Annotated in this window: 5 protein-coding genes; 3 read left to right on the top strand and 2 right to left on the bottom strand. The window is 43.5% G+C overall.

The window, feature by feature from the left end; translation table 11 throughout:
* Positions 1-7: 7 nt before the first annotated feature.
* Positions 8-7,165 (top strand): DUF8696 domain-containing protein, encoded by a 7,158-nt coding sequence (locus FHS57_RS27235; RefSeq protein WP_183979272.1) that lies wholly within the window; start codon positions 8-10, stop codon positions 7,163-7,165.
* A gap of 210 nt (positions 7,166-7,375) precedes the next feature.
* On the opposite strand, the gene FHS57_RS27230 is transcribed toward FHS57_RS27235, so the two are convergent.
* The gene (locus FHS57_RS27230; RefSeq protein ID WP_183979271.1) at positions 7,376-7,999 is read right to left on the bottom strand and encodes a response regulator; all 624 of its coding nucleotides are present in this window, start codon (positions 7,997-7,999) and stop codon (positions 7,376-7,378) included.
* A gap of 14 nt (positions 8,000-8,013) precedes the next feature.
* Entirely contained in the window at positions 8,014-10,311 is a 2,298-nt protein-coding gene (locus FHS57_RS27225) for an ATP-binding protein (protein WP_183979269.1), read from the bottom strand.
* A 326-nt stretch (positions 10,312-10,637) separates the two neighbouring features.
* On the opposite strand from FHS57_RS27225, the gene FHS57_RS27220 reads away from it, so the two are divergent.
* Together FHS57_RS27220 and FHS57_RS27215 are read left to right on the top strand one after the other, a co-directional pair.
* On the top strand, positions 10,638-12,335 hold the full coding sequence (locus FHS57_RS27220) for a hypothetical protein (RefSeq protein WP_183979267.1): 1,698 nt from the start codon (positions 10,638-10,640) through the stop codon (positions 12,333-12,335).
* Positions 12,336-12,350: 15 nt separating this feature from the next.
* Complete coding sequence (locus FHS57_RS27215) at positions 12,351-18,806, top strand: hypothetical protein (RefSeq protein ID WP_183979265.1); 6,456 nt, start codon at positions 12,351-12,353, stop codon at positions 18,804-18,806.
* The last annotated feature ends 49 nt before the right edge of the window (positions 18,807-18,855 follow it).

Genomic DNA, 18,855 nt, shown 5'->3' with positions numbered 1-18,855 from the left:
TATTTTTATGAAACAATTGTATAAAAACACCTATTTGCTCTATGCTTTTTTGGGAGGGTTGTTGGTGACCTTTATAGGACAGGCCCAAACCCCCAACAGTTGGACACAAAAGGCTGACTTAGGCCTTAGTACCCCCAACGGCCCTATGCAAAGATTTGGCGGTGTGAGTTTCAGTATCGATAGCAAGGGCTATTTTGGGACAGGAACGTACCAGTCGTATGAAAAAGATTTTTGGGAATATGACCCTGCCACCGATACTTGGACTCAAAAAGCCGACTTTGGTGGGTCGGCACGACAGAATGCGGCGGGTTTTAGTGTCAATGGGAAGGGGTATATAGGAACGGGTTATGATGGAAGTTTTAAAAAAGATTTCTGGGAGTATAACCCGAGTACCAATGCTTGGACACAAAAAGCCGATTTTGGCGGGGTGCAACGTGCCGAGGCCGTAGGGTTTAGTATTAACGGTAAAGGCTACCTTGGTACAGGCGATAGTGGAAGTGCCCGAAAAGATTTTTGGGAATATGACCCTAATACTGATCGGTGGACGCAAAAAGCAGATTATGCAGAGGAACGATACCAAGCCGTTGGATTCAGTATGGGTGGCAAGGGTTACATCGGTACAGGCCGCATAGGTTTTACTTATAAAAATGATTTTTGGGAGTATAACCCTACAACTAATACTTGGACAAAAAAAGCGGACTTTGCTGGGGGAGGAAGACGAAACGCCGTGGGGTTGAGTATAAATGGCAAAGGCTACATCGGAACGGGGAGTGATGGTAGCTATAAAAATGATTTTTGGGAGTATAATCTCTCGTCTGATACGTGGGTACAAAAGGCCAATTTTGGGGGTATTCCACGGTTTCTAGCGTCAGGTTTCAGCATTGGTGACAAGGGCTACCTGGGAATGGGTACTGGAAATACAAATATAAAAGATTTCTGGGAATTTAATCCTGTAAGCAATAGTTGGGCTTCTAAAGCCCCATTTGGAGGAACAGCACTGCTAGATGGAGTGGGTTTTAGCGTAGGAAACAAAGGTTATATCACCCTGGGAGATGATGGGAGGTTGATGAAATTTTTGTGGGAGTACGACCCTGCTGACGACACTTGGAGACAAAAAGCTGATTTTGCGGGAGAGTGGCGCCAGGGTGCAGTAGGGTTTGGTATTAATGACAAGGGGTATGTTGGTACGGGTTCTAGTGTAACACAAAAAAAAGATTTTTGGGAATATAACCCAAGTACGAACAGCTGGACGCAAAAAGCAGATTTCGGTGGGTCAGCACGCAGCTACGCCGTAGGGTTTAGCATCAATGGAAAGGGGTATATTGGTACGGGTAATGATGGAAATTATACAAAAGATTTCTGGGAATATAATCCTGCCAACAATAGCTGGGTACAAAAAGCGGATTTTGGTGGGCTTGCCCGTTTGCAAGCCGTAGGGTTTAACATTGGTAATAAGGGGTATATCGGAACAGGAGGAACAGGGACAATCCAGAAGGATTTCTGGGAATATGACCCTAGTACAAATCGTTGGACACAAAAAGCAGATTTGGGTGGAGACGCTCGTTTGAATGCTGTAGGGTTTGGCATTGGGAGTAGGGGGTATATTGGGACGGGGACTATCGGTAATATTAGCGATGATTTCTGGGAGTTTGACCCCGTAAGTAATAGCTGGAGCCAAAAAACGAATGTTGGTGGAGGACCCCGAACAGTAGCAGTCGGGTTCAGTATTGGCGGGAAGGGGTACATCGGAACGGGACTCTTTAATAACTCACGTAGAAAGGATTTTTGGGAATATACCCCACCTTGTTATCTAGCGGCCAGTATTAGTCCAAATACTCCTTTAACAGTCTGCTCGGGGGGGACGCTCACGCTCAATGGAAGCAGTACAGGGGGATATGCTCCTACTTACTCGTGGAGTGCAGGAGGAGGGGCTTTTACTTCAACGCAGCAAAATCCCACTTTTACTATTCCTACCGTCACCTCTTCGACAAACTATACCATTACCCTTACGGTATCAGAGAATGGCTGCACGGCTACGGCTACGGTTGGTGTGAGAGTAGATCCTGTTTCTGTCGGGGGAACTGTTAATTCAAACCAAACGATTTGTTCGGGAACTGCTCCTGCCAATTTGAGCCTGAGTGGTCAGGTAGGTAATGTGGTTAGATGGGATAGATCAACGAATTCATCCTTCAGTAGCTGGAATACCATTTCTTCAACAAGTACGACGTTGACGGGAGCCATGATTGGTTCTCTTACAGCGGATACGTATTTCAGGGCCATAGTGAAAAGCGGAGGATGTATCGAAGCGACTTCCTCGGTAGTAAAAATCACGGTTAGTCCTGTCAGTGTAGGGGGAAGCATTGGTGGTTCGGCAACGGTTTGTGCGGGAACCAATCGCACTGACCTCGCCTTGTCAGGACAGGTAGGGGCAATACAAAAATGGCAATCGTCATTACGTGCAGATTTTAGTGAAACGACGGATATAGCCAACACGACGACCGAATTGGCGGCAACTAACTTAACACAAACTACCTATTTTCGAGCATTTGTAAAAAGTGGGGTATGTTCCGAAGCGACTTCAACGGTAGCAATGGTGACAGTAAATCCTCTGCCGACGGCGACCATTACGGGTGGAACGACGGTTTGTAAAAATGCTAGTTCACCCAAAATCACGTTCACGGGAGCGGCGGGAACAGCGCCATACACATTCACGTACAAAATCAACAACGGTTCCGAGCAAACGATCACGACCACAAACGGTAACAGCATAAGCTTAGACGTGCCGACGAATGAATCGGGAACATTTGAATATAGTTTAGTGAGCGTCAAAGATGGCTCATCGACAACTTGTAGCCAAGCCCAAAGTGGCAGTACAACGGTGACGGTCAATCCTTTGCCGACGGCGACCATTACGGGCGGTACGACGGTTTGTAAAAATGCTAGTTCACCCAAAATCACGTTCACGGGAGCGGCGGGGACAGCGCCTTACACATTTACGTACAAAATCAACAACGGTTCTGAGCAAACGATCACGACCACAAACGGTAACAGCATAAGCTTAGACGTGCCGACGAGCGAAGCGGGTACGTTTGAATATAGTTTGGTGAGCGTCAAAGATGGTTCACCAACGACTTGTAGCCAAGCCCAAACGGGTAGTACAACGGTGACGGTGAATCCTCTGCCGACGGCGACCATTACGGGTGGAACGACGGTTTGTAAAAACGCTAGTTCACCCAAAATCACGTTCATGGGAGCAGCGGGGACAGCACCATACACATTCACCTACAAAATCAACAATGGTTCCGAGCAAACTATCACGACCACAAACGGTAACAGCGTAAGCCTAGACGCGCCGACGAGCGAAGCGGGAACGTTCGAGTACAGTTTGGTGAGTGTCAAAGATGGTTCATCAACGACTTGTAGCCAAGCCCAAAGTGGCAGTACAACGGTAACAGTGAATCCTTTGCCGACGGCGACCATTACGGGTGGAACGGTGGTTTGTAAAAATGCTACTTCACCCAAAATCACGTTCACGGGAGCGGCGGGGGCAGCACCATACACATTCACGTACAAAATCAACAACGGTTCCGAGCAAACGATCACGACCACAAACGGTAACAGCGTTAGCCTAGATGCACCGACGAGCGAAGCGGGAACGTTTGAATATAGTTTGGTGAGTGTCAAAGATGGTTCATTAACAACTTGTAGCCAAGCTCAAACGGGTAGCACAACGGTGACGGTGAATCCTTTGCCGACGGCGACCATTACGGGTGGAACGATGGTTTGTAAAAATGCTAGTTCACCCAAAATCACGTTCACGGGAGCGGCGGGGACAGCGCCTTACACATTCACGTACAAAATCAACAACGGTTCCGAGCAAACAATAACGACCACAAACGTTAACAGCGTCAGCCTAGATGCACCGACGAGCGAAGCGGGAACGTTCGAGTACAGTTTGGTGAGCGTCAAAGATGGTTCATCGACAACTTGTAGCCAAGCTCAAACGGGTAGTACAACGGTGACAGTAAATCCTTTGCCGACTGCTACTATTACGGGTGGAACGACGGTTTGTAAAAATGCTACTCCACCCAAAATCACGTTCACGGGAGCAGCAGGGGCAGCACCATACACATTCACGTACAAAATCAACAACGGTTCCGAGCAAACTATCACGACCACAAACGGTAACAGCGTCAGCCTCGATGTACCGACGAGCGAAGCGGGAACTTTCGAGTACAGTTTGGTGAGTGTCAAAGATGGTTCATCAACGACTTGTAGCCAAGCCCAAAGTGGCAGCACGACGATGACGGTAAATCCTTTGCCGACGGCGACCATTACGGGTGGAACGGTGGTTTGTAAAAACGCTACTTCACCCAAAATCACGTTCACGGGAGCGATGGGGACAGCGCCATACACATTCACGTACAAAATCAACAACGGTTCTGAGCAAACGATCACGACCACAAACGGTAACAGCGTCAGCCTAGATGCACCGACGAGCGAAGCGGGAACGTTTGAATATAGTTTGGTGAGCGTCAAAGATGGTTCATCAACGACTTGTAGCCAAGTCCAAACGGGTAGCACAACGGTGACAGTCAATCCTTTGCCGACGGCTACTATTACGGGTGGAACGACGGTTTGTAAAAATGCTACTCCACCCAAAATCACGTTCACGGGAGCAGCAGGGGCAGCACCATACACATTCACGTACAAAATCAACAACGGTTCCGAGCAGACTTTCACGAGCACAAACGGTAACAGCGTCAGCCTAGATGCACCGACGAGCGAAGTGGGTACGTTCGAGTACAGTTTGGTGAGCGTCAAAGATGGTTCATCAACGATGTGTAGCCAAGCCCAAAGTGGCAGCACAACGGTGACGGTGAATCCTTTGCCGACGGCGACCATTACGGGTGGAACGGTGGTTTGTAAAAATGCTAGTTCACCCAAAATCACGTTCACGGGAGCAGCGGGGACAGCGCCTTACACATTCACCTACAAAATCAATAACGGTTCCGAGCAGACGATCACGACCACAAACGGTAACAGCGTAAGCTTAGACGTGCCGACGAATGAAGCGGGAACGTTTGAATATAGTTTGGTGAGCGTCAAAGATGGTTCATCAACAACTTGTAGCCAAGCTCAAACGGGTAGTACCACGGTGACGGTTCAAGACAAACCGACGATTACGCTCAGCACGTTGCAACAAACGCTCAACGAAGGTAATTCTCAAACCTTCTGCGATACGGATGCGAATCCAGTTAACGGTTTACAGTTTACGGTTTCGGGTTTGTGCGTGGTGGGCAATCCCGTTTGGCGAGTGCAAGTAGGCAGTGGTGCGTGGAGCGGATGGGCTTCCAATCCACCAGTTACCCAATTGTCCAATAACCAACCCCACCGCTACCAAGCGGCTTGTGATGCGAGTTGCCCTGTGACGTACACAAATGCGATTGAATTGACGATAAATTACCGCGCTTCCACGCCACAAAATGTGTCGATGGTGGCCGACGGAGTAAGTGTAAATGCGGGGGAAAGCAAAGATGTATGTAACATCGAAGGCAACGTGATAACGTTTAATGCGACCTGTGGAGCGGGAGAAATGCTACTTTATTCGGTGGATGGCGGCGAGTACAGTAGTGTTGTTCCAATGCAATTGGTGGACGGTCAGTACCACAATTACCGCGTGCGTTGCCGCAAATCTGACGGAACCACCTCGTGTGTAGAATCAGAATCGGGAGTGATGCGTTTGCGGATAACGATTGTACCAGTTTCTCCTGTTGCCAGCCTGAATGTTACCAGTGGTTGTGGTAACCCCGTGGCGTTTAATGGTACTGCGAATTGTGGTGCAGCCACTACGATTTGGTACAACGCCACAACGAATGTAGCTTTACCAACATTTCCAACTCAAACCCCTACCGAAACGAGTTCGTACTATGCGCGATGCCAAGCGGGTGGAGGGTGTTTAAGCGAAAAGAGTAACGTGGTGACTTACACTGCGATACAAGTAGGGGTGGCTCCAGTGGTAACCGCCAGTGCAGAAGTAGTGTGTACAGGAGTAGAGGTGACTTTATCAACAAGTTGTCCAACTGGCACAACGCCGAATTGGAATACTGGGACGAGTGAGAATAGCTTTAAAGTGTCGTTTTTGAACGTGACGAAGCAGAGTTATTGGGTACGTTGTATGCATCCTAATGGCTGTCAAAGCGTGGAAAGTGGGAAAAAAGAGATTTATTGGAAAGCCTTTGAGCTGACGTTGATAAACATTGGTGAGTCAAAATCAGCCATAAAAACCAACGACCGCTCGGTGTGGAGCAGTCAATTCATCACCCGTGATGGCGGCCCCGAGCTAGATCAAAGTACGCAAGTGAACCCAACGCTCTATTATGTTGAAAATGCAAATAAACTAGCTCCTCGTTACTGGACCGTTAATGTGGATGCTTGCGCCTTGGGTACGGATGGGTCATTAACTTTTGACATGTTAGCGACGCCCGAGACGGGCGTGATTCGCTCATTCAATACGCACGAAAACAACGCTCCCTACTTTATGTATGCCAACCGTGAAGGCTGGACGGAATTGTACGCACAAAACCATCCAGCCTACGGTTTTTACCAAGACAACGGAAGCGGAGGCAACCTTTATGATGGAGGGTTACCGAAGGGTTTATACAAGCTAGGTATTCGATATTGGGATATGAAAGGCTGGGGGAGTATCTATCCTTCGACGCGGAAGCCGCAAGGCAACGTGCTGGCGTATCAAGAGTATTGGTTTCGAATCCAGTCGAAAGACGGGGTAGGCGTGGGCGCAGCGAGAACAGCGGAGAGTGGGGGGCAAGAAGGGGCAAGTGGCAACAAGCAAAGGGCAACAAGCAAAGGGCAAGGGTCGGATAACGGACAACAGCTAACTGATAGCGGCGCCTTCGCCACGGTTCTCCCCAATCCCGTCACCAACGTGCTTCGCTTGAAAGTGCAAGAGAGCAAGGGGCAAGTAGTCCAAACTTCGTTGATGGATGCTTCTGGTCGTAGGATATTAGAACGTCGGTTTACCCCCGAAACCAACACGCACCAAGAAGAGTTTGGCGTTAGCGAATTGCCGACGGGAATTTATTTTTTACAAGTACAGACACACACTAAACAAGCGGTCTTAAGAGTGTTAAAAACAGAGGAATAATTTTTTACTACTAGTTGAATATGTTGTTTATTAAGTTTCTTTATAATTTACCCGCAGATTTACGCTGAATCTAAAACAGCAGATACCCGCAGATTTTGGGTGATTAATTCGGCTAATGAGCTTATCTGCGCCAATCCGCGTTGAATTTTAATCTGCGTTTGTCTGCGGGATAAAAAATATCATATTACTTTTCAAACAAGGTAATTGAACTCACTTTTTATAGTTAGCAGTAGCCCAAACCAAAAGTGAGTTCTTTTCTTTGGGTAAATTGAGTTTTTGGATAATATTTGCACGGTGATGCTCTACTGTTTTTTCGGCAATAAATAGCAGTTCAGCAATTTGCTTGGAGGTTTTGTGCTCGGCAATGAGAGCCAGTACTTTGCGCTCGGCAAAGCTGAGATTTTCCAAACCGTCTTTTGAGTGGGTCTTATCTTGAACTAGCTCCGATTGGAGATTAGGACTTATGTATAATTTGCCTTGGTTTACCTTTTTCAAGCAATCATCTAACTCATTTTGGGCAAATTCTTTTAGTAAATACCCATACACCCCATATTGATTTGCTTTCTCAAAAATTGACTTTTCTCGGTGCATGGTCAACAAAATAACTCGGGTTGGCAAGCGAACCGAAGCAACTTGCTGTAGCACTTCAAGTCCGCTTAGTCCAGGCATATTAATATCAAGAATGGCGATATCGGGTAAGTGTAACTTTATTAAATTGAGTGCTGTAATGCCGTTAGAACAGCAATCGACTACACGATAGCCTAGGGATTCGACAAATACTTTGGTACCCATTAAGGAAAAGGGATGGTCGTCAGCGATTAATATAGAAGGCATTTTTTGAACGTTTTTTAGCTTTTTTGGGGAATAACAATTGATATTACCGTCCCTTTAGAGGTGGATTGGAGCTGGGTAGTTCCGCCAACGACTCGGGCACGTTCGATGATATTATGAAGTCCGAAAGCTTTGCCACTATTCAGCGTTTTTTCAACATCAAATCCTTGTCCATTGTCTCTTATCTCAAGTAATACCTGTTTTTCGGTAGCTTGTAATGTAATTTTAGCTGCATGGGCATTGGCGTATTTAATCACATTACTCAACGCCTCTTGAATGATACGGTACAATTGAAGCTCATCAGAGGAAGTTAAGGTGCTTTGGTAATCAATGTCAGTCATCACCATAAAATCATTTTGGTTCTCAAAACGCTCTACGAGGGTTTTGATGTTGAGTACTAACCCAATTTGATCAAACAACACGGGGTGTAAGTTTCGGCTAATGCTGCGAACATCGTTAATAATGGTATCTATTTTACCACTGACTGTTGCAATATCCCCCTGAAGAATATTTTTTAGAGTGAGAAGTTCGTGACTGATACTATCGTGAAGGTCGCTAGCAATTCGTTGACGTTCTTCTTCTGTATTTTGTAATAGTTGTTTGGTAAAGTTCATACTGTTCTCTTTTTCTTGGTTTAGGCGTTTTTGGCGTTGCCACAGATAAAACGAAAATACGGCCAACACCAACCCCAGCAACGAGGCAATGAGAAAACCGATTAGCGCGTTTTTCTTAGCGAGTGTTTGAAGCTGAAGCGCTTTTTCTCTGGTAAGTGCAAGCAGTTGGGAGCTCTGCAGCTTTTTATCTTGCCAGGCAAGTTTGAGTTCTTGTTCGCGTTCTTGTTTTTTTGCTTTCTCTTGTAGATAAGCTAATCTTTGTAAATCTCGGTCTTTCTCACTCAAAATAAGGGTTTGGTTTGTGATTTGGATAGCTTGTTGCTGCTGAGTTGTGAGAAGCTTTTCCTTCTCAAGCTCCTTGGCTATGAGTTGTTGTTCGTACTTAAGTTGAGCTTCCTTTTTGTCAAAATCATATTGAGCTTCTTTTCGAATGACTTCATTTTTAATGTTTTCACTAAGAATACTGTCTTTAATGGTTATAAATTTTCTATATGCGTTATAAGCTTGCTTAAAATCTCCCATGTCACGATACAAAATACTTAGGCTGGCCCACCGTGCCGAAATATTCCTTCTGTCACCTGCTTTTTCATAAAGTTGCAGGCTTTGAATATTGTATTCCAACGATTTTTGGTACCGTTGTGAAGGCGCTATGCCGCGTTTCAGTAAAACGGAATCAGGAACAGTGTAGTAATAATTACCAATATCGTGTAAAGAAGCGGCAATATGACGGCTATTTTGAAGTTCTTGACTCAGCTTGTGGGCTTCCTGTAAGTACATCCAGCTTTTTTCAAAGTCTTTTTGTTTGAGATAAGCAGGTCCCAGTTTTGAATAAATAATAAACAATTTCGGTTTGTCGTCAATTTTCTTTGCTACTGATAGTGCTTTTAAATAGTAGGATAGGCTTTTATCAAAGTTATTGAGTACAAAATAAGCTACCCCTACGTTGAGATAACTTTCGGCAATCAGGGGCTCTCGTCCCAAACTTTCAGCCACTGCTACCGCTTTTTGCTTATAAAGCAATACTTTATCCGAATCACCGATTCGATTAAATATATCCCCGAGCAACGAATATATTTCGTATAATCGACTCGAATAGATAGATTCATCTAGCAATTGTAAAGCCTTTAAAAACAAGTCCAGCGCCCTTTGATAATTCCCTGTATCAAACTGGGGTCTCCCTCTTTTAATAAGCACAAGCGCAATACCCAAATTATCTTTCAGTTCTCGATACAGCGCTTCCGATTGCTTGAGGGCTTCTTCTGCTTTTGCCGAGTCGTTTATTTGTTGATAACTGGTTGAAAGGGCCAAATAAGCATTGGCAGCTCCTCTTTTTTGTTTTTGATCCAGAAAAAAATCAAGCCCTTTTTGTACGTACTGCAACGCAAGGGTTGATTTTTGTTGGATAGCATATACGCTACCCATGGACACATAAATAGAGCCCAGATTAAAATGTTTTTTGTTTTCTGACTCAAAATACTGCTTAGATAGAGCGTACAACTGTAATGCCTCCTCGGGTTTACCATTGTCTTGTAACGACTGGCCTTTTTGGAGTTGGGCAGTCGCCGTAAAAAAAGGGTGATGTATGGATTGCGCTAATTCCAACGCTTCATCAGCATATTTCAGCCCTGTTTTTGAATCAAATGGGACATACGAGCGATGAATGTCCAGCAGCAATTTTATTTTAACAGTATCTTTTTTCAAGTAAACGTTATTCAACCTCAATAAACTGTCTAGCTTCTTTTTGTTTTGAGCTTGAAGAAGAAAAGGGCTGCACATTAACAAAACATACAAAAAGAGTTTTCTCATAGACGGGATTGATTGGGTCACAAAACTAGTCAACCATTTTTTTTATACAATTTTGCTGCTTTAAAATAGGGGTTTCCCCCTATGGAATAAGCCTTTTTCTTGGTATATTTTTGTGGCTTCAATCAAGGTATAATCAGTCATTGAATTATGAAGCCACAACCCATAATAAATCACCTAATAATCGCAATAGAAGTTTTCAACCATTCTTACAATTGGCAATAATGAGAACTACTCTATTTGTTATTATGGTATTTGTTTTTTCGATAGGCCATTCCATCGGGCAATCTATTGACTTAGGAAATATAAAGTCGGCTCCAAAACTGAAAGTAAGTGGAGGCTTAAACCTGAATACGCTCTACAACTCGTATTTACCTGTACCCTCTCAAAAGTTGAGCTATTTTGTAAACGGAACATTAAATTTCAATGTTTTGGGCTTAATTTCGGTACCGTTGAGTATCAATTATTCAAACCGAAAATTTAATTATAGCCAGCCTTTTTCATTCAACCAGATTTCGATAGCTCCCCGATACAAATGGGCAACTGCCTATCTGGGTACATCCGCGCTTACTTTTTCTCCATATACATTAAACGGCCATCAGTTCAGAGGAGTTGGTTTTGAGCTTTCTCCCAACAAGTGGAAAATCAGTACGATGGTGGGTCAGTTGATAAGAAGCACCAACGACTCTACGTACAATCGAATGGGATATGGACTAAAAGTGGTATATAATCCTGGTAATTTTCGAATAGGGACGTCCTTGTTACACGCAGCCGACAACCCGACATCCGTTACCCCTGAAAGACTGGCTACCAATCGAATTCGTCCCCAAAAAAACATTGTTTTGGGGATTGAAGGAGGTATCAATTTCCCAAAAATCGGACAAATAGACTTAGAATTCAGCAATAGTTTTATTTCTGAAAACTCCTCACTTGCAAGTGATAGCACTCGTACGGGTTTTGGAGGACTGTTTTTCAAAACAATGGCACCCATTCAGTCGAAAACGGCCTTTAAAACAAAATTTTCAAGACCGTTTTGGGGAGGAAAGACCATTTTGGGAGTGGGTTACGAGCGTGTTGATCCTGGCTATCGAACGTTTGGGGGGTACTTCTTTACCAATGACTTCGAAAATTACACCCTCAATTTAGTACAGCGCTTGTTCGACAACAAACTAGTGTTTTCAGGTAACGTAGGCCGCCAACGTGATTTGTTGGTAACCAAAGCCAACGGGCAAACACGTTTTGTGGCATCGACTAATTTGCTTTTTGTACCGAACCAAAAGCTGAATATCAACTTCAGTTTTTCAAATTTTAGAGGTTTTGTATTTGTACGGGATTTCATAAAAGAAGCAAAACGAGAATCAAGTTTTATTCCGATTGACACCCTTAATTACACGCAAATAAATCGGAATGCAACGCTGATGCTCTCGTATATCATTAAGCAATCTGAAACAACGACGCAGCAGTTTTCAGTCATGGGGACAGTTTTAGATGCGGCCAACAAACAAGGTGATTTTATACGCACTGGCCAAACAAGTCAGGTATATACCGCTCAGTCAAGTTATGTGTTGGGCTTTCCGAAGAAAAAAATCAATTTTTCGGCAGGCTATAATTTCAATCAAAACAAACTGGGAGGACAAAATATCGTAGCTCATGGGCCAACGGCTTCTGTGCAGCAACAGTTGGCTGACGACAAGGTGTCTTTATCGGTAGTTTCGACCATGCTAATGACCAAGGCCGCTGAACAATCCTCAAGCTCCATTTTTTCGGCTACTGCCATGGCTTCTTACCGAATCACAAAAAACTCAAATTTAAACGGGAACCTGTTGTTGATGAACAATAATGCAGGCACAAACTCGCCAGCTGCTACAGGCTTGCCTGCTACTATTTACACAGCTACCATAGGTTATTCTTATAAATTCTAACAATAAAACTCAAGAATGAAAACCTTCATCCGAAGTAGTTATTTTATCTTCCTATTTAATATACTTATCAAAACCCTTGCTTCGGCACAGGCTCCTAACTATCCTATTGATGGCACTGCTACGGTTTCATTACCAGCATCGGCAATGCTGGAAGATTACCTCAACCCCATCGTCAACCCTATCAACGTAGAAGTAATCCTGAAAGATTTAAAAATTCCGACTCGTTCGGTCTATTTACAGTTAGAAATGAATGCTCCAGGCTTCGGTGCCTACTCTTTGACTGCCTCAGCGAGTACTTCGTTCGAAATAAACTCTGGGATAGTCTTCCGAATCCCGAAAACAATCATTGCTGCCTGTTTCTCCCCAGATAATTTGCAAGGGGTACCCCAGTCGGTATATCAACAACCCTTACCATCGGGAATCTATACATTTACGTTTTACTTACGAGATGTTTTTTCGGGAGCATTGTTGTCAAAACCTATTCAGACAGCCCCGACTTGGATAGAAGTAAGCGATCCTCCACTGCCCATGTACCCTTTAAATTACTCAGGGGCTACGGTAAGCCAAGTACAGAACGTTGTTTTTCAGTGGCTTCCACGGCATACGCCCAATAATAACATTGAGTATGAGTTTACACTTACCGAGCTGCCAATTGCCAATAGGGGAAATATACAAAATGTGTTTCTGTCGCAGCCACCTTTATGCAAAATTACCACTACTCTACCTACTTTACTGTACGATGCCAAGTATCCTCCTTTACGTCAAGGAGCCGTATATGCTTGGCGCGTACAAGTAAGACCTAAGTTTGGAGCCATTAGTAAGGCCAGTAACTTCCTAAATGATGGGTACAGCGAAATATTTTCTTTTTTTTACGAAAAACCTACCGAACAACTCAATCCTCCCACCGATTTGCGTATAGTACGGTCTCCTGATTATAATAAAATCTATTTCGACTGGAAAGGTGAAGACAACCACCAGAAGTATGTTGTAACTTCCTTACTATTTGATAAAAACAACGAAGAAGGAGCAAAAAAAGACCCTTTAACCTTCGATACCTTTGAGGTAGAGAAAGGAATGGATGGCGTCACTAAATACACAAAGTTTACAGGCCGTGATGACTCTCGATCTTCAGGAATAAATACGCATTCTATATACAACCAAAGAGAGTTTAGAGTTTTAGTTAGGGCAGTAGATGTATTTGGTAGAATGTCAGAACCAGCCATCTATGACATGGAAGCGATTGAATACACTCAGTTTGATGAGCAGCAAAGAAAGCCTCTATCCCTGAATGGAAACGTGGAAGCTGTTATAAGAGCGTATGAACCATTACAACTGGAGCCCCAAAAAATTACTTTAACTGGGGAAAAAAGCAGGTACAAGTTGAAAAATGCCTTGGTGTGTTTATATGGTTCAACCAAGGAATCAACGGCCAAAAATATTCAAGAATTCAAAAATCGTTGGCTAACGAACAGTTCTTATACCTATGACGACCGTGTAGAGCGACTAGATTGTAGAAAAACATCATCTGATGGTAAGTATTCACTCTCATCAAATAGTATTAATGTTAGGTCTCTAAACTCATATAAGTACAAATACCTGACGATTGAGGGGCCAACAATTGACTATAGCGGTTTCATTACGACTATTGAGATTCAGGATGAAGGAGGAGCCTCTGAGCGCACCCTGGGTACGCAAACGCTACTTACAAATACCGTTCGCCTGAACCCCATCTTTAAACTCCCTGATGGACGACCTATTAACAATGAGGTATTTGAGGAAATTAATGTCTATCGCCTAAAGACGGTCTATGAAGCGAATAAAGAGCTTTTGCAGTACGAGGCAGGTCAAAATGTTTCGAAAGAAATCCGTTATAACAAAAATCAGTATGTAAAAGTAGGGGATATCCAAAAGCCTAACCTCAACCTATTTACGAATGAAACCACCCTTGATAACTTTGTAATTGGAGCAAAAGAATACGGGAAAGATGAAAAACATTTCCCCATGAACAAAATAAATGGTTATACATCAGTTCGTATAGGTACGAAAGATTGGTATGGAATCCCTACAATAAATGCCAATTTCGTATATACACCACCGTTATTGAAAATTAAAGGAAAAGTAGCTGCTCGTGGTAAGTCGGGTGGGCAAAGTATTCCAGCGCCCAACTGGGAGGTTGGTCTCTTAGTTCTCAAAAACTCAAAGGATATTCGGGATATCGATGCCAAAGGAAAAGTAACCACTCCCAACGAATACGAAAAATTCCATTGGGAGGAGGTGACAACAGATGAAGCAGGCAATTACGAATTTACGCTTCCAGAGGAGATTACCTTCAATCAGGAGATTGATGATATCATCATTTACAACCGAATTTCTGGGGTGTATTCTTTTTATCAGGGAAAACGTATCGATAAACCAGCTGCTAACATCGTTGTGGATATTGATTTACAGTCAACGGGGACGGCCATTGCTTCGATTGTCAAAGACCAACACGGAGAACCCATCGTAGGAGCAAAACTTACGCATAGCAGCGGAGCAATTGCTACCTCCAACCAAAATGGGGAGTTCATTTTGAACGTACAATTCAGTCCGTCAGTCGAGGCTGACCAGTCGGTCAAACTCTTGGCAGATGGTTATTTGACCGACGACATTGACCTCTCAACCTTCTCCAAATCAACTAGTACCGAAGCGGTTTCCGATTTTGGACGTTCATTTTGGAACACCCAAATTCAGCAATTACGGAGCCTCACACGCCAAAACTTTGAAGAATTGGGTAATGAAGATGCTTTTGAAAGCAATTTTGAAGACTATAACACCCGACTTCAAGCGTTTTATAAGCAAGATTCGGTGGGTGCTACAAGTATCGATCACGTAGTGCATATTCGTACCTATGTACTGGATGATAAAAACGAAAAGCAGTACACGGCAAGCAGTTTGGTCTTCGACAAAAAAAACGTTGATATACCAGAGGAGGGTATCGTAAAGCTACTTCATACCAAGGGGACAACTTTGGAGGGAAAAATAACCAACAAAGATAAAACAGCCGAAGTACTCTATTTAGAAAAAGAATTTTCGGTTGATTTTGATACACCCACCAATAAAACTGATACCGTAAAAGTAGAAGTTGAGCTGACAGAAGCCATTTTGGTAGCTGGGGTAGTCACTGGTTTTCGCGAAGATTCATCAAAGATAGGAGTAGAAGCTGGCGTTACTATTGCGGCAGAGGATATCGATGAGGTAGAAACCGACGAAGAAGGGCGCTTTGAAATATGGTTGGAAAAAGACGCTGAAGAGGTAGAAATCACCCTCACAAAAAAAGGATTTAATACTATTACGTGGGCTTTTACAACAAAGACAAAAACGAAAGAAGAAAAAATAAGGGATTTTGTTAACAACGCAAGTGATGATTTTGAATACACGACAGTTGAGGCATTAAAAGAGTTACAGCTAAGTATTTACAGGCGCGATGCAACCATACCAGATTTCAAGACGCTGCAAGGTTTTGCCATTGATGTTGCGTCAATAAAGCGGATTGATGCGGATACTTATCTCATGACCGGAAGCATAGACTTATCGGAGGAAGAAGGTATCTATGAGCTTGACGAGGGCGAAGAATTGACCTTCGAGGAGGTAGAGGTAGAAGCAGACGATTACGATGGAGAAAATGCGGTTTTGGTTGACGACGATACCGACCTCCTACAAGAAACCCTCAACCTGAAGCTATTTAACTATGCAAAAGTAGAATCAAACAACGAAAACGAAGGTAATACCAACTTTATAAAACTTGTAAAATTAAAGTTGGAAGGCAGAGAGTCGTTGGGAAAAATTGGGGGTGTGGGGCTTAAATTCAAGCCAGAGAAAATATTGAAAAAAACAGCAGATCCCATTTTTCAAGAATTCGATTTGGTGCCAAACGTAGCTGAAAAACAAGGAGATGTAGCGTTCAACAACGACATTACCGACAAAAACAAGCAAAAGCTTCTGGATGCGAATGCTAAACAAGAAGCCAAGAAAAAAGAGGGAAAATACGACGTAGTAGCAGAAGGAGCTGAAAAAGAAGAAAAACCCGAATTAAAGAAATACCAAGAAAAAGAAAAGGACGCCCCAATTATCCCTGTGTTTGTATCAGGGGGTAAAAAATTGGCCAATTTTAACGAAGAATTGGAATTCAAACTCGAATTCCCTGAAGATGTAGAAGGAATAGAGCGACGTGACGAAAAAGACGACGATGGAAATCCAACGGGGAAAAAAGAGAAAATAAGCTTAGGCTTGGGTCTGGGCTTTAGCGTACTCCTCGACGAAGAGAAAGAAGCAAGCCTTACCAAAGATGGGGTGGTTTTTGCGGGGAATTTAGCTTTCCCAATGATGAAAAAAATTGGTATAGAAGGCTACATGCCCATCGTAGAAAAGCTACTATTAGCTCCCAAAGGCGACCTGCCAATGCGTGAGATTCGTTTCGCCAAAAGGGAGCCCGAAGATGGCAAAGGAACCCCCTATTATGTTCGGTTGGGAGTAGCGGGCTCGTGGCGATTTGAAATAGATAAAATCCAAGTGTTTGATGATTTCTCCAATGCGGGCTTTGGTGGTAAACTTTATACCGATAAAAAGAACCACTTGATTGTTCATTCGATGGCGGTTCGCAAAGCCAACGGTTCTACGTATCCATTTCTGGACATGGAATTTCCAGAAGAGGGGTTCAAAATCAAAAACCTTATTCTGAAAAGCCCCGAAGATCAGCATATCCTGTTAGGGTATAATTTTGACGACGAAGCCTACGAAGTGGAAGCGGGTGTACGGATGGAAGTAACAAAAAATACGAACAAGATGATTAAAGACTTGTTCCCGCTTGAAGTTGAAAAGCTAGTGTATAATACCGCAGGGAAATTTTATGTGGCGGTAAAAGTAGGTAGAACAGTAAATGCAGGCCCTGTCAAGGTAAATATTCGGAAAGTAATCTTCAATAAAGGAGGGGCAGTACCTTGGAGCGAAATGCTTCAAACCTTGCAAAGGAGTAATGAAGAAACCGCTGAATTGAACAAAACCACCAAATACAACAATGCCTATTACCGCACATTAAATGAAAAACGAGTATTGAATCGCGATTCCAATGTCGGTGGGTATGAAGTAATGCAGGAAGAAGATGATATTGAACTTCAAGAAGGAGAAGTAGATTGGGCGTTTGGAATTGCGGGAGGGGTACAAGTCGAAAGCTTAAAGGGGATAAAAGCAAAGGGAGATGCGTCGTTTGTTGTTGGCGAACTGGACGGCCAATTCACCATTCAATTTAACAATATTGATATTGTAATGGAGTCCACGGCCTTCAAAGCATTCATGTCATTAAACTTATCAACGAGCGGCGATCGGGTTGGTTTTGAAGGAAAAGGCGAAATGGATACCATGAAGCGTCGTTGGGGAGCTTCACTAAAATTATATAAACTTCCCGACGGAATTGAGTTTGGGGCCTCCATTGTCGCTAGTACTTATGGGTTAGTTTCGGGGCCCCTGATGTGGACTTCAGTAGGAGGCGGAATTGATATTAATACCGCAACCAACAAATACTCGGTGTTCTTTTTAGGGTCGGCTACTACAACGGGGACTTCTCCCGAAGTAAGTGAACTCCGCGCCATTAGGCTAGAAGTGCTCTTCGAAACAGATGCCTGCGGAGCAATGCCTGTGGTAAAAGGAAGTGCTGATTGGTACCTCAAAAAAAATAAATACTGCACTGCTACCGTCTTACTTGATTTCTGCCGTACCATCATTTTAGCGAACATTGACTGCGTCAAAGAGATTATAGAAGGGTCAGAGGCAAATATACAGGGGACCATTTACCTCACTTCAGAATCGGTATTCATTGGCGCCAATGTAAAAACAGTTGTTTTAGGAATGAATGCAAATGCTGTTTTTGCGCTTGGTATCAACAATAATTTCATTGGAGCAAGTGTGCCAAGGGATGTTGCTAAGTTCAAAGACTATATCAACAGCAACTATTTGGTCAATGGGAAGACAACCTTAAACGGCATTTACCTTGACGCAACGCTCGGCCTGTACAAAGAATGGTCGGGTGCATATACCGTCTTTGCTTGGTCGATTAAGACATCCATATCCAATAGAACCTACCTTTTTGTTTCCTTCTCTGAGCTGGCTTTTAAGATTGGAAATGACTTTAATTTTGAATTAAACACCTATGGACGGGTGGGTGTTGAGGGTTTCTGCCTTGAAGCATGGGGGGACTTAAAGCTACGTTTACTACTTGAAGGAGGAAGAGATAATACCGAAGGGTGGAATTTTAGAGGAAGGGCCGCCGTTACGTTTAGCCTATACAATAACAAATCCTTGGGATGTAACGATTATGATGTTGAATGGTGCAAAGTAGTAATTCCTTGTGGCATTGATTGGAAAATCTGTCTTGATAAATCTCTAGAGGTACGTTACCAAGAAAAAGGAGCAGGTTCTGGCTGGAAGTTCGATCTTTAAAAAACACCAATTTAATAGAAAGGATATTTAATAATACGATACAATGAGT

It is taken from the genome of Runella defluvii (genome assembly GCF_014195535.1).
Lineage (GTDB): Bacteria > Bacteroidota > Bacteroidia > Cytophagales > Spirosomataceae > Runella > Runella defluvii.
This window is presented reverse-complemented; position numbering and strand designations above follow the sequence as displayed.

Excerpts from the sequence above, each read along its gene's own strand:
- FHS57_RS27235 (WP_183979272.1), top strand. The coding sequence starts at position 8 with ATGAAACAATTGTATAAAAACACCTATTTGCTCTATGCTTTTTTGGGA.
- FHS57_RS27230 (WP_183979271.1), bottom strand. The coding sequence starts at position 7,999 with ATGCCTTCTATATTAATCGCTGACGACCATCCCTTTTCCTTAATGGGT.
- FHS57_RS27220 (WP_183979267.1), top strand. The coding sequence starts at position 10,638 with ATGAGAACTACTCTATTTGTTATTATGGTATTTGTTTTTTCGATAGGC.
- FHS57_RS27215 (WP_183979265.1), top strand. The coding sequence starts at position 12,351 with ATGAAAACCTTCATCCGAAGTAGTTATTTTATCTTCCTATTTAATATA.